Here is a 13,016-nt window from a genome sequence, read left to right as displayed (position 1 = left end):
GACTCACGCCGTACCGCACAGACTAATGGCGCAGTGCCTCCGGTTTCCCGGCCCCCACCGGCATGGTGGAGTCCAGGTGCGCCCAGACGATCAGCCGGTGGCTGTGCCCCCATTCGGGATCGCACGTGGTCAGCGTCAGATAGCGTCCCGCGCCCGAGTATCCCGACGTGCGGGGCACAGGGTCGATCACCGCGACATCCGTGGGGACTGTTTTGTAGGGCCCTTTGTCGATCCGATACGTGAACCAGGTCGTGCCGTCGGTGAGGACCACCGCGTCGCCGCGTCTCAGCTTCGGGAAGTCCTTGAACGGGTCGCCGTAGGTGCGCCGGTGACCGGCGACCGCGAAGTTCCCGAGCTGGCCCAGACGCGCGGTGCGGGAGTAGTGGGCGAGGCCCTTCTGCAGCACGTCCGTGCCGGTGCCTTCGAGCACCGGTTTGTTCCACGTGAAACCGAGCCGCGGGATGTACATGATCGCGAAGGGCCTGCCGTAGTGGTACGGCGCCGGGGCCACAGCCGGACCCTTCGGGCTCGCGGATGCGCCGGAGGCACCCGCGGCGGCCGTGGGCCGTGCGGTGCCCTGGGTGCCCTGCGCCCACTGCCGTTGCAGCTGGTCGATCTGGTCCTGCATCGCGGAATCGGCCCGCACTCCGGTCCAGAACAGCACGTACACCACGAACAGCACGATCAGGGTGCCGACGGTGATGCAGAGTTCGCTGACGGTCCTGACGATCACGCGCACCGGCAGCTCCCGTGAGGACGCCTATTTCACTGGCTTCGCGTAGTGCAGATCCACTGTGCCCGAGTAGCCCGGAAGAGTCACGGTCCCGTTCTCGGTGACTTTCCAGCCGAGGCCGTAGACGTTGACGTACACCATGTAGTTCTGGATCGCCGGGGAGTCGGCGAGCGCTTTCTGGAGCGCGTCGGGGTCGCCCACGGCCGTGATCTTGTACGGCGGTGAGTAGACACGGCCCTGGAGGATCAGGGTGTTGCCGACGCAGCGCACCGCGCTGGTGGAGATCAGCCGCTGGTCCATGACCTTGATGCCCTGGGCGCCGCCCTTCCACAGGGCGTTGACAACGGCCTGGAGGTCCTGCTGATGGATGACCAGGTAGTCGGGCTGCGGCTCGGGGTAGCCGGGGAGCTTGGCGGTGGCGTCGGCCGGGGCGTCGTTCAGGGTGACCGTGACGGCTTTGCCGGTGAGCCGCTGGGTGCCCGCGGCCTTCTCCAGACCGGTCAGCTTCTCGTCCTGGGTCTTGGTCCGGCCGTCGTCGCCGGAGGCGAGCGACTCGACGTCGTCGCGCAGGGCGGCGTTGGAGCCATCGAGGCCCTTGTTCTTGAGGCTGCGTTCCTGGATCAGGTCGGACAGCTTCAGCAGGGAGGAGTCCGTGCGGATGTTGGTGCCCTTGGCCGTGTTGAAGCTCGTGAAGAAGAGCAGCCCGGCCAGCGCGAAGACACCCACGGTCAGAATCCGCGCAGGACGGATCCGCCCGCTGCGGTCGGGGCTGGCACCCGTACCGGGGGAGTCGGCAGAATAGCTCAACGTACCCTTACTCTCCTTCGGAGCCGCGGAAGCACTACGCTAACCGAAGCTCGGAGGAGCGCTCAGTGTCCCCTTGTACGCTGCCCCGGACCACACCAGTTCACTGCGCGGCCATGCAGCGCATCGACAGGAGAGACCCTCGTGCCGAAGTCACGTATCCGCAAGAAGGCCGACTACACGCCGCCGCCGTCGAGGCAGGCCGCTCAGATCAAGCTGGCCAACCGCAGCTGGGTCGCGCCTGTGATGCTCGCCATGTTCCTGATCGGCCTGGCGTGGATCGTCGTCTTCTACGTGACTGACGGCTCACTGCCGATCGACAAGCTGGACAACTGGAACATCGTGGTCGGCTTCGGCTTCATCGCGGCGGGATTCGGCGTTTCCACGCAATGGAAGTAGAGTTCTCTCCCCGCTGATCCCAGATCCGCCGGAGCCGCCAGATCCGGCTCCGCCGGGAGCCGTCCGGCGAGTTATCCACAGCCTCGGAGCGGGGCTGGGGACAACTTTGGGGATAGTTTGCAGACCTGTGGATAACTTACTGTTCGGTTGACGCCGGTACGACTGACACATTGATTCCCGGCTCCCACCCGCCCCCTGTCTGACCTGCGGAGACACTGGTCAGCGACAGGGGGCACACCTGTTCCCGCGCACTATGCACAAGATCCGCGACCCACTGTGGACAAGTCGGGGGTCATCGGTGACTCTGTGTCCTCCATGCGCCCTGGGTGTGCCCTACGTGTGCCCTGCGCGGATCCTCCGTGTGGCCTGCTTCAGGTGAGCTGGGCCGTTCTCAGCAGCGTCATCACCGCGACCGCCGCCAGGACCACGGCGCAGCTGCCGTACTGCACGAGGGTCCGGTGCCGCCGCGGGGCGTGCACCATGGCGTACCCGATCGCTCCGCCCGCGACGAGGCCACCGATGTGGGCCTGCCAGGCGATGTTGGGGACGCCGAAGGTGATGACCAGGTTGACCGCCAGCAGGGCGATCACCGGCCGCATGTCGTAGTTCAGCCGGTGCATGAGGACGGCGGTGGCGGCGAAGAGCCCGAAGATCGCGCCGGAGGCGCCGACCGAGGCCGTGGTGGGCGGGGCGATGAGATAGGTGAGGGCGCTGCCGGCGAGCCCGGAGACGAGGTAGAGCGCCAGATAGCGGGCGCGGCCGAGCGCGGCTTCCAGGGGGCCGCCGATCCACCACAGGCTGAGCATGTTGAACAGGATGTGGATGAATCCGCCGTGCAGGAACATCGACGTCAGCAGCCGGTACGGCTGGCCCTCCGCGACGCCCTCGATGTGCCCGGAGACCAGGGCGCGGCCGAACAGCTCGTAGTGGGTGTCGAAGGTGCCGCCCATCGACTGCTGCACCAGGAAGACGACGATGCAGACACCGATGAGGATCTTGGTGATCAGCCGGGGGTCGCTGGCGATCGTCCCGCCCGCCAGGGTGCGGGGCTGGGCGTCGGCGGGCGGATGTCCGGTGCCGGAGCCTCCCCCGGTCCCGGCTCCCGTCGAGCGGGGGGTGCCCCCGTGGACGCACTCGGGGCACTGGAAACCGACCGAGGCGTTGACCATGCACTCCGGGCAGATCGGCCGGTCACAGCGGGTGCAGCGGACACCGGCCGCACGGTCCGGGTGGCGGTAGCAGACGGCCGGGACCTGGCCGTCCTGCGGAACCTGGCCGCCGTACGGGCCCTGTGGATTGCCGGGCGCCTGGTCCATCGGATCCCCTAAGTCGTCGTTCGCAGTGCATTCGCCCCGCTCATCCTTACGGACGAGCGGGGCGAATGGTTCCCTTCGGGGATTCCGGACCGGTCAGCCCCGCTTGTCCGTGGCCCGCGGGGCTGCCGCGCGCCGCTCGACGACGACCGACTCCAGGACGACATCGGTGACCGGGTGGTGGTTGGGCAACGTGACCGGGACACCGGCGATGGTGTCGACGACCTTCTGGCTCGCCGGGTCGGTGACCTCGCCGAAGATGGTGTGCTTGCGGCTGAGCCAGGCCGTCGGGGCGACGGTGAGGAAGAACTGGGAGCCGTTGGTGTTCGGGCCGGCGTTGGCCATGGCGAGCAGATAGGGCCGGTCGAAGCGCAGATCGGGGTGGAACTCGTCCGCGAACTCGTAGCCGGGTCCGCCGATGCCGGAGCCCAGCGGGTCGCCGCCCTGGATCATGAAGCCCTTGATCACACGGTGGAAGACGGTGCCGTCGTAGAGCCGGTCCGTGCCGGTGACACCGGTGGCGGGGTCGGTCCACTCCCGCTCGCCCTGGGCGAGCTCGGTGAAGTTTCTGACGGTCTTCGGCGCGTGGTTCGGGAACAGCCGTACCTCGATGTCGCCGTGGCTGGTCTTCAGGGTGGCGTACAGCTGCTCGGCCACGATCTGCCTTCCGGTTGTGCTCTGCCGTCGTGATCTGGGGATGCGCTCTGCGGATGCGCTCTCAGGATGTGCTCTGCGGTCCCCCGATCCTTCCACGGCTCGGGCCGTCCGTCCTCCGGCCCCGCCGTCCCGTATCGTCGCCCGCCGTCCCGTGTCGTCATGGGAAAGCCGCAGGGAGCCGCCATGACGGAGGCGCGCGGCAGCGATCCGTGGCATTGTCGGCGAGAAGCTCCTGTTGCCCGTATTCATTCCGATTGCCGTTGACCCGGATGCCCGCCCTCACATGCCCGCGGGCAGCCCGCCAGGCATGATCCGTGGAAGGGCGGAAAGCCGGAATACCGTACGCCACCGAGGAGGAGGAACCCGTGACCCGCATCGACAGCGTGCGCGCCGCGACCGGTTCGGCGAAGGACAGCGTGCTGCACGCCGCGGAAGTGGTGGCGCCCTACGCCGACACGGCCATGGACAGGGCCTCGTACTACGCGAACGAGGCACGCGTGCGACTCGCGCCCAAGGTGTCGCAGGCCGCCGAACAGGCCCGCGTCCAGTACGACACCCATGTCGCACCGCGGCTTGAGCTGGCCCGTACCCATGTGCCGCCGATGGTCGACCAGGCCGCCCACGAGGCCGCCGTACGCACCCGGACGGCCGCCCGACAGGCCGCCGACTACTCACGCCCGAGGATCGAGCAGGCCGTCGCCGCGGCCGGACCCGTGCGCGACGAAGCGCTCGTCCGGAGCGCCGCGGCGATGATGGCGCTGCGCGGCGGGGTGACCCCCGAGCAGGTCCGCAGGCTGGCCCGCAGGCACGAGCGGCGGGCCCGGGCCGGCCACGCGGTCAAGACGCTGGTCCTGCTGGGCGTGCTGGCGGGGGGCGCCTTCGCCGTATGGAGGTGGTGGGACAAGCAGGCCAACCCCGACTGGCTGGTCGAGCCGCCCGCCGCGACGGAGGTGCCCGAACCGGGCCGGCTGAACTCGGTGGACGGCACCGACCCCGCCACGCTCGACCCCGAGGTCCAGGCCAAGGAGGCCGAGGACGACGCCGCCCGCCGCGACGACGGCCAGTGACACCGCACGGCACCACACCGTACGGATCGAACGCCGCCGCGAGGCCGAGGACTTGAGAGTTCCCGGCCCCGCGGCGGCGTTTCACACGAATCGGTGATGTTTCACGTGGAACATCACATCTGCGGGCACAGACGTTCGGCACCGATGACCATCGACCGTCAACCATCGATGCTTTGCTATAGCGATCATTTGGACTCGCCGCGTGTGGTCAGAACCAGTGAGGTGCCCATCAGAGCAAACCCCTGCAATCTTGATGGCCTCCACAGATGTCCCCGGCGGACACCGTCCGTGGAGGCATGACGGGCGTCGGCAGACAGACCGCACGGACGGGCGTGGGCACTGGTGCGTGCGCCCTGCGCGTGCGCTCCGCAGGCGCTGTGCACGACGATGCCCCCGGTACCGCGGCTGAGCGGACCGGGGGCATCGTGACGGTGGAGCCTAGGGGAGTCGAACCCCTGACATCTGCCATGCAAAGACAGCGCTCTACCAACTGAGCTAAGGCCCCATGGAGAAACGTCCGGCCGGACACGAAACGTACCCGCGGGCGTCGCAGACCAGAGTACCGGGTCACCCGGGGGATCTCGCAAAAAACTTAGGGGTCCCGGTACCCGACCACTCTCCGTAAGATGCTCGTCGTGGTTCGCTTCAGCGAACCACGGTTTTGGGGAAGCGATGGGGAGACGCAATGGACGCCGCACAGCAGGAAGCCACCGCACGAGCGCGGGAGCTGCAGCGGAACTGGTACGGGGAGCCGCTGGGGGCGCTCTTCCGTAAGCTCATCGACGATCTGGGCCTCAACCAGGCCCGACTCGCCGGAGTGCTGGGACTGTCCGCTCCGATGCTGTCGCAGCTGATGAGCGGCCAGCGGGCGAAGATCGGCAATCCCGCGGTGGTCCAGCGGGTGCAGCAGCTGCAGGAGCTGGCCGGGCAGGTCTCGGACGGCAGTGTGAGCGCCGCCGAGGCCACCGAGCGGATGGAGGAGATCAAGAAGTCGCAGGGCGGCTCGGTGCTGAGCAACACCACGCAGACGACGAGCGGTTCGGGGGCGCCCACGGTCAAGCGGGTGGTCCGCGAGATCCAGTCGCTGCTGCGGTCGGTCGCGGCGGCGGGGGACATCATCGACGCGGCGGACACCCTCGCCCCGTCGCACCCGGAGCTGGCAGAGTTCCTCCGGGTCTACGGCGCCGGACGCACCTCCGACGCCGTGGCGCACTACCAGTCCCACCAGAACTGACCCGGGCGGTCCGGCCGCCGTGGCGAGCGGCGGCCGGACCCGCGGAGTCCGGCGGTGTCCGGCGGTTTCCGGTGGGGTCCTGGAGGCAAGGCAAGGGGGTAGCCGAAGGGGGAGGAGCGACGCACGGCCATGGGTGAGGTCTTCGCCGGCCGGTACGAACTGGTCGATCCGATCGGACGCGGCGGTGTGGGCGCCGTCTGGCGCGCCTGGGACCAGCGGCGCCGCCGCTATGTCGCCGCCAAGGTGCTCCAGCAGAGCGACGCACACTCCCTGCTGCGGTTCGTGCGGGAGCAGGCCCTGCGGATCGATCACCCCCATGTGCTGGCGCCCGCGAGCTGGGCCGCCGACGACGACAAGGTCCTGTTCACCATGGACCTGGTGGCGGGCGGCTCGCTGGTCCATCTGGTGGGGGACTACGGCCCCCTGCCGCAGCATTTCGTCTGCACCCTGCTCGACCAGTTGCTGTCCGGGCTGGCCGCGGTGCACGCGGAGGGCGTGGTGCACCGGGACATCAAGCCCGCCAACCTGCTGCTGGAGGCCACCGGCACGGGCCGTCCGCGGCTCAGGGTGTCCGACTTCGGCATCGCGATGCGGCTGGGCGAGCCGCGGCTGACCGAGACCAACCTCGTGGTGGGGACGCCCGGTTATCTCGCGCCCGAGCAGATGATGGGCGCCGAACCCGACTTCCCCGCCGACCTGTTCGCCGTGGGCCTGGTCACCCTGTATCTGCTGGAGGGCGCCAAGCCGGACGCCAAGGCGATCATCCAGTACTTCGCGGAACACGGGACGCCGGGGGCGCCCAAGGGCATACCGGAGCCGCTGTGGGACGTCGTGGCCACGCTGCTCCAACCGGACCCCCAGGCCCGCTTCCGCACGGCCACGGGTGCCCGCAAGGCGCTCGCCTCGGCCCGCGAACTCCTCCCGGAACCGGGCCCGGACGACGAGACGATCGAGATCTTCGACCAACTCGGGCCACTTCCGCCGGGGTTCGGGGAGGGGGGACCGGTCCGGGCGGGGGTGGGTGGCGAGGGAGGTGCCGGGGGCGGGCGCAGGCCTGAGGCCGACCATGGGGCCGTGGCGGGCGACGGGGCCGCCGACGTCGGTGGTGGGGGCGTGGCCGGCGGCTGGTCTCAGGCTGAGCGGGGCGTGGCGGTCGGCAGCGCCGGTGCCGGGACCGGGGCGGAGGGCGGGATCCGTGGCGGCAGCGCGGATGCGGCAAGCCGTCGAGCCGCAGTGAGCGGTGGAGCCGGGGCGGACGGCGCGGGCGCCGCGTATGCCCTGGGTGCCGTGGGCCTGGACGCGCCGGAAGGGGGCGGTGCGGCAGGCTCCGTACGGCCGGGACTCCCCTTGCCTCAGGGGGCGCCCCTACCGCCGGGCCCTCCTGCGGTGCCGGGACCGCCTGTCCCGCCCATGTCTTCCGGTTCGGCTCTGCCGACTTCGCCGCCGGGAGGATCCGCATCCTTGCCCCCCGGGGCGCCCTCAGCACAAGGCGCACCCTCGGTTCAGGGGAGACCTACGCCGTCCGGCCCATCACCGCTCGGCGCACCCACACCGTCCGAGGCGTCCGCGCCTTCGACGAGTTCTGCTTCCACGGACCTGGGCCCTCAGGCATCCCGCACCGCACCCCCGCCCGCCCAGCCCTCACCGACACCCCCGCCGTCCCCCATGTCGGACACCGGAAGCTTCCACCTGCCGCCCCCACAGCCCACGGCCACCACGGTGCCGATCAGCAAGTCCCCCCGGCCGGACGCGCCCTGGCATCCCTCCGGAGCCGATCAGGCACCCGTGACGCCTCCCCCCTGGCCACAGACGCCGCCCCCGGCGCCCGTGTCCCCGCCTCCATGGCCCGTGCGGGAACCGCAGGCCGAGGTCCCCACCGCCCCGTACACCGCCCAGGTGCCAGTGACACCGCCACCACAGCCGGAACCGTCGTCGGCCAGGTCGCGCGGGCGGTCCCGGCGGGCGCGCCGCAAGCCGGGACCGCCCGCCGCCGTGGTGATCCCCGTCCTGCTCCTGGCCCTGGCCTGCTACGCCGTCGGCTTCTGGGCACTGGCCCACGTCTAGGAGCCAGGGCCCAGAAGCCAGAAGGCAGAAGGCAGAAGGCAGGAGCCAGGACACAGAGCCCGTGCCCAGGGCACCGTCACCGGCCCGCAAGGCCCCGCCGCCGTGCCACCGCCGTCCACACCCCGAGGGTGAACAGCAGCGCCGTCCCGCCGCCGATACCGCCCACCGCCAGCGCCTTCATCGCCGGGCCACCGCTGCCCCCGTCGACGTCGGAACCGCTCACCGCGGCCTCCCGTTCGGCGGCGCTGACCTCGAAGAGGCCGGACGGCACCGGCGTACCGTCGTACGCGGGCCCGGACCCGGGCGAGCCGCGGAGTCCCACCCGGAGGGTGACTTCGAACGGCCCGGAGCCGAAGGAGTCGGCCATCCGTGCCCCGAGATGCACGACGAGGTAGTAGGACCCGGCGAACCGCATCCCGCTCACCTGGTCGACAACTGCCTGGCGGTTGCCGTAGCCGACGGCCGGCAGGGGTTCGAGGGCGACGGCCTTGCGGGCACCGGTGTAGCCGAGGGCGGCATGGGTGACGGGTCCGCGCGCGGGGTTGCTGAGGGCGAGGCCGAGCGCGCCGCTCACATAGCCGTGGCCGCCGGTGGAGTCGTTCAGCTCGGCCTCGGCCGACAGCTGCTGCCCCCAGTCGACCGGGACCTTGTAGAACAGCGTCTGTCCCGGGCGCAGGCCGACCCGCCACACACCCGGCCCGAGAGCCCTCGCCCCGCTGTATCCGGCGCCGCCGCCGCGCGTGTGGGCCTCACCGGTGACCGGTTCGGGCGAGGAGGAGTCCCAGGGGCCGGGAGTCCCGGTCTGCGAGGCCGACGAGGCGGCCTTGAGCGGGGGCTCCGAGACGGGCCACAGCTCGAGTCCCCAGTCCTCCGGCGAGGATCCGGACGCGTCACGGCGCTCCACGACCACGTAGTACGTCCCCACGGTCCGGCACAGGGTCTTGCCGGGTGACACCTCGCGCGCCGCCAGCGCCGTGACAGGGTGCGGGCTGCTTCCGGCGCCGAAGGACGCGCTGGCGAAGGAGCAGGGGCCACCGCTGGCGTCCTGCACGGAGACCTTGATGCCGTCGGTGGCGGAGACGGCGGCACCGGTCGGTGGTACGGCGGTGACGGAGGTGTAGGTCGTGGTGGTGGCGTCGAGATGGAGGCGGTAGTACAGCTTGCCGCCCTTGGGTATCGAACTCTTGTACGTCGTGCCCGGTTCCAGAGTAGCGGCGTCCGCGGTGGCCGTCGCTCCGCCGATCGGGTGAGCCCCGGGGGCGTACGCGTAGGTACTGCCGCCGTCGGCCGCGCCTGCCGCGCCCGCCGGTACGGCGCAGAGTACGGCCGTCAGGACAGCGGCGCATCCCGAGGCCGCCGTACGTCTCCCACCGCCCGCGGTCCAACGCCGCACCGCCCGACGCCGGACCGCTCGCCACCACGCTGTACGCCGCCGCCCCATCACGCGCCACCCCTCGTCGTCGCCGTCATGACCGCCCCCACCGGCGGCTCGGGCCGCACTCGGCACGCCCGCCGACCCGCCACCCCGCCAACCCCATCGCGACCGCCGTGCCCGCCGCAACCACCGCAACCGTCGCGACCGCCGTCCATCCTGCCGCGCACCGACCGCCTCCCGCAGGGCCCCGGGGGCAACACAAAACCCCGACCGCGAGGCGGCCGGGGTCTGTTCAGAACCGGATGTCTGTGATCACGAACCCGTGGGCACGGAGTCGGTCGCCTCCGTCCACAGATCCTGCTCGGCGCGATCCGCCTGGATCTGGCGGTACACGAGGAGCCCGCCGATGGCGGCCAGTGCGACCAGGAGAAGCTTCTTCACCGCGCGACCTCGTCTTTCTTGACGTAGGGGACCTCTGGCGCCCGACTATACACACCGGCCGATATCAGCCGATGACCTGCGAGGGGCCCCGGCCCAACCCTCCGCCCGCACCCCCGCTCACGCCCCGACGGCCTTTGCGGCAAGGGCCGTTGGCGCCCCGGCCGGAGGGTGATCATGGCCCGACGCACTGTCACTTCCGCACCCTCCTTCTCCCCTGTTCACGCTCTTCACGAGCTTCGCGGGTTTCGTGGTTTTCACGGTTCTTTCGCGGGTTTCCCAGGCCGTGCGGCCATCCGAGTGGTGTTCATCCGAAGATCGACGCGCCACGGGCGTCGGTCCACCACTTCGCGGCCCCCATACACATCATGAGGAAAGTACGCAAATCGCCCGACTCGAAAGCGAGGGGACATGGCCGCGCAGAACAAGGTCATGCAGCTCTGGACCACCGTCATCACAGCCCTTCTGGCGCTGTGCACGGCGCTCGGACTCATCACGACGACCGCCGCCCAGGCCGCGGCGCAGCCCGAGCCGACTCACGAGGACGCCGCGCACACCGCGGACACCACATCACCTGCGATGTGGACACCGGAACTACATCTGCCTCTTCCCCGCGCCAGGTCCCTGCCGCCCACGATGAAACAGCGGATCGGCGCCGAGGCCCATGGAAAGTCCCCCAGTTGCCGCCACCGCCAGCTCGACGACAGCGCGGAATCGGAACCCGAAGCCCAGATCCCGGCCCAGGCCCCGGCACTCCAGCGCTGCTGAACCCCCGGCGGTACCTTCACGCCCCCTGGGCTAGCCGGTCCCGCCCCTCACCGGGCCCCCTCCGGCTCACTGACCCTCCTCCGGGCCCCGCAGACACCGGCCCGACCGCGCCACCAGCTCGATCCCACCGCCGACAGGCATGACAGACACCGGCGGCCGTACACCCCGAACGACACAACGGCGACCTTGCGTACTCGCACGTTCAGACCTCCGGCCCCCCGACGGGGCCGGAGGCAGTCGCCGTCCCGAGCCCTTCTCCGCCTCCCCGCACCTCTTTCCTTCCCGCCGTCCCCCACGCCTTCGCTCTCCGCCTCCCTCCGCCGCTCTCCACCGTCCTCCCTCGTCAACTCCCTTTGCCTGCACGTAGTCTGAGGCCGTGCCGAAGACGTACGAGGACTCGCAGCGGCACATCACCGTCGTCACCGCCGTGCACGCCCCCGCCGCGCGCTTCCTGCCCGAGGCCTACGGCTCCCTGTGCGAGCAACTGCTCCCGGACGGCTGGGAGTGGCGCTGGCTGATACGGGAGGACGGCGCCACCGACGCCGTACGCCCGTACGTCCCCGACGACGCGCGGGTGACGTTCCGCCAGGGGCGCCCCGGTGGCCCCGGAGTCGCCCGCACGATCGCGCTGGCGCACGCCGACGGCGCGTACGTGAAGATCCTCGACGCCGACGACCTGCTGACCACGGGTGCACTGGCCCGCGACCTCGCCGTCCTGGAGGCCGACCCTGCGCTCGGCTGGACGACCTCGCGTGCCCTCGATCTGCTGCCCGACGGCTCGACGGCAGGGTTCCCCGGTGATCCGGAGGAGGGGCCGGTCGAGCGCGGTGCCGTCCTCGGCCACTGGCGGGCGAACGGTTTCCGTGCCCAGGTGCACCCGGCGACCCTGTGTGTCCGCCGTGCTCTGCTGCTCGCGCTCGGCGGCTGGATGGCGCTGCCCGCCTCGGAGGACACGGGTCTGCTGCTCGCGCTCAACGCCGTGAGCCGCGGCTGGTTCACCCGGGAGGCGGGGCTCCTCTACCGCAAGTGGGAGGGGCAGGCCACGGGTCAGCCCTCGCACGCCGAACCCGCCGAACGCGCGGCCCGCATGGCGGTGGCGGAGGCCAGGGCCAGGGCGTTGGCAGACCTCGGCTGGCGGTATCCGGACGACGTACGACATGCGGGGAGCAGGTGAGGCGGCGGGTCGGCTCCACGGCTCAGGGAAGCGTCTCCGCGTCCACCCGGGAGAAGATCAGGTCGCTCTCGGCGGTGACCGGACCGTGCCAGCGCACGGGTACCAGCGGCGGGCGGCTCAGGGCGCGCGGATAGCTGCCGGGGGAGTAGTCGTTGGCCAGGCGGTAGACGTGGAATCCGGCGTCGGTCATGGTGCGCAGCAGGTCCTCCGCACTGTCGCCGAGCCGGGCCATACGGTCGGGGGTGACCTCGACGGTGATCTCGGCGTCGGGGCGCAACCGGTCCAGCACGGGCGCGAGACCGCGGACGACACTCCCCTCCGCGCCTTCCACATCGATCTTGATCACCCGGGCCCGGGCGATCTCCTCCGGCTCCAGCAGTTCGGCCAGCGGCCGGGCCTCGATCGCGAACGTGGACTCGGCGGGCCCGTCGTAGGGCACGATGCTGTTCGCGCCCATGTTGTGCGAGCTGGCCAGCACGAAGGTCAGCGTGGTGCGGCCGTCCGACACGGCGGTGTTGAGCGCGCGGATGTTGCCGCAGCCGTTCAGGCGGGCCTGCTGGAGGAGCCGGGTGTGGAACTCGGGGGACGCCTCGATCGCCACGATCCGCCCCCGCTCGCCGACGAGCCGCGACGCCAGGACGCTGAACACCCCCACGTTGGCCCCGACATCGACGAAGACGTCACCCGGCGCCAGCCTGCGCCGCAGCCAGTGCGTCAGATGGGGCTCCCAGACGCCGAACAGATAGACGTACCGCTGGATCAGATCCCGTGTGTCGACGGCGAACCGGGCACCGCTACGGGTCTCCACGACCCGTCGGCGCGGCCGGTCGCGCAGATACGGGCTCAGGACACGCGCGGCGAGCGCACTCTTCCCCAGGCTCACGGGCGCCCGGCGCACATAGGCGCGCCCCAGCGTGACCAGCGCCTCGGTCACGGCGGCGGTACCGCTCACCTCGCCTCGCCGTGTCCGCCGACGGCCTCGGCCTCGGC

At 70.9% G+C, this 13,016-nt stretch carries 13 protein-coding genes and 1 tRNA gene; 6 read left to right on the top strand and 8 right to left on the bottom strand.

Annotated features, from left to right (window positions below):
* Window positions 1–22: 22 nt before the first annotated feature.
* Together ACSYGN_RS19945 and ACSYGN_RS19940 are read right to left on the bottom strand one after the other, a co-directional pair.
* Entirely contained in the window at window positions 23–739 is a 717-nt protein-coding gene (locus ACSYGN_RS19945) for a class E sortase (RefSeq protein ID WP_460397509.1), read from the bottom strand.
* A 21-nt stretch (window positions 740–760) separates the two neighbouring features.
* Window positions 761–1,540, bottom strand: coding sequence for a DUF881 domain-containing protein (locus tag ACSYGN_RS19940; protein WP_460397507.1), 780 nt, complete (start codon window positions 1,538–1,540; stop codon window positions 761–763).
* 141 nt (window positions 1,541–1,681) lie between these two features.
* On the opposite strand from ACSYGN_RS19940, the gene crgA reads away from it, so the two are divergent.
* Complete coding sequence (gene crgA / locus ACSYGN_RS19935; protein WP_460397505.1) at window positions 1,682–1,936, top strand: cell division protein CrgA; 255 nt, start codon at window positions 1,682–1,684, stop codon at window positions 1,934–1,936.
* Window positions 1,937–2,307: 371 nt separating this feature from the next.
* Here the strand turns inward: crgA and ACSYGN_RS19930 are convergent, their stop codons facing one another.
* Window positions 2,308–3,252: a rhomboid family intramembrane serine protease gene (locus tag ACSYGN_RS19930; protein WP_460397503.1), complete on the bottom strand. Its 945-nt coding sequence runs from the start codon at window positions 3,250–3,252 to the stop codon at window positions 2,308–2,310.
* Between the two features lie 93 nt (window positions 3,253–3,345).
* On the bottom strand, window positions 3,346–3,906 hold the full coding sequence (locus tag ACSYGN_RS19925; RefSeq protein ID WP_460397501.1) for a peptidylprolyl isomerase: 561 nt from the start codon (window positions 3,904–3,906) through the stop codon (window positions 3,346–3,348).
* A gap of 365 nt (window positions 3,907–4,271) precedes the next feature.
* Here ACSYGN_RS19925 and ACSYGN_RS19920 point away from each other — a divergent pair, with 365 nt between their 5' ends.
* A complete protein-coding gene (locus ACSYGN_RS19920) occupies window positions 4,272–4,973 on the top strand; it encodes a DUF5324 family protein (RefSeq protein WP_460397499.1) in 702 nt (233 codons plus the stop codon).
* 432 nt (window positions 4,974–5,405) lie between these two features.
* On the opposite strand, the gene ACSYGN_RS19915 is transcribed toward ACSYGN_RS19920, so the two are convergent.
* Window positions 5,406–5,478, bottom strand: a tRNA-Ala gene (locus ACSYGN_RS19915).
* Between the two features lie 180 nt (window positions 5,479–5,658).
* Between ACSYGN_RS19915 and ACSYGN_RS19910 the strand changes: the two genes are divergently transcribed.
* Window positions 5,659–6,207, top strand: coding sequence for a helix-turn-helix domain-containing protein (locus ACSYGN_RS19910; protein ID WP_460397497.1), 549 nt, complete (start codon window positions 5,659–5,661; stop codon window positions 6,205–6,207).
* A 129-nt stretch (window positions 6,208–6,336) separates the two neighbouring features.
* Entirely contained in the window at window positions 6,337–8,271 is a 1,935-nt protein-coding gene (locus ACSYGN_RS19905; protein WP_460397495.1) for a serine/threonine-protein kinase, read from the top strand.
* Window positions 8,272–8,347: 76 nt separating this feature from the next.
* Here ACSYGN_RS19905 and ACSYGN_RS19900 read toward each other — a convergent pair whose 3' ends face one another.
* Both ACSYGN_RS19900 and ACSYGN_RS19895 read right to left on the bottom strand, forming a co-directional pair.
* A complete protein-coding gene (locus ACSYGN_RS19900) occupies window positions 8,348–9,664 on the bottom strand; it encodes a hypothetical protein (protein WP_460397493.1) in 1,317 nt (438 codons plus the stop codon).
* Between the two features lie 294 nt (window positions 9,665–9,958).
* A complete protein-coding gene (locus tag ACSYGN_RS19895) occupies window positions 9,959–10,087 on the bottom strand; it encodes a DLW-39 family protein (RefSeq protein WP_003999697.1) in 129 nt (42 codons plus the stop codon).
* Between the two features lie 408 nt (window positions 10,088–10,495).
* Here ACSYGN_RS19895 and ACSYGN_RS19890 point away from each other — a divergent pair, with 408 nt between their 5' ends.
* Both ACSYGN_RS19890 and ACSYGN_RS19885 read left to right on the top strand, forming a co-directional pair.
* A complete protein-coding gene (locus ACSYGN_RS19890; protein ID WP_460397491.1) occupies window positions 10,496–10,852 on the top strand; it encodes a DUF6344 domain-containing protein in 357 nt (118 codons plus the stop codon).
* A 376-nt stretch (window positions 10,853–11,228) separates the two neighbouring features.
* Window positions 11,229–12,026: a glycosyltransferase family 2 protein gene (locus ACSYGN_RS19885; protein WP_460397489.1), complete on the top strand. Its 798-nt coding sequence runs from the start codon at window positions 11,229–11,231 to the stop codon at window positions 12,024–12,026.
* A gap of 22 nt (window positions 12,027–12,048) precedes the next feature.
* Here the strand turns inward: ACSYGN_RS19885 and ACSYGN_RS19880 are convergent, their stop codons facing one another.
* Entirely contained in the window at window positions 12,049–12,978 is a 930-nt protein-coding gene (locus tag ACSYGN_RS19880) for an FkbM family methyltransferase (RefSeq protein ID WP_460397487.1), read from the bottom strand.
* Window positions 12,979–13,016: the final 38 nt, after the last annotated feature.

This window comes from Streptomyces sp. YIM S03343 (assembly GCF_054729195.1).
This window is presented reverse-complemented; position numbering and strand designations above follow the sequence as displayed.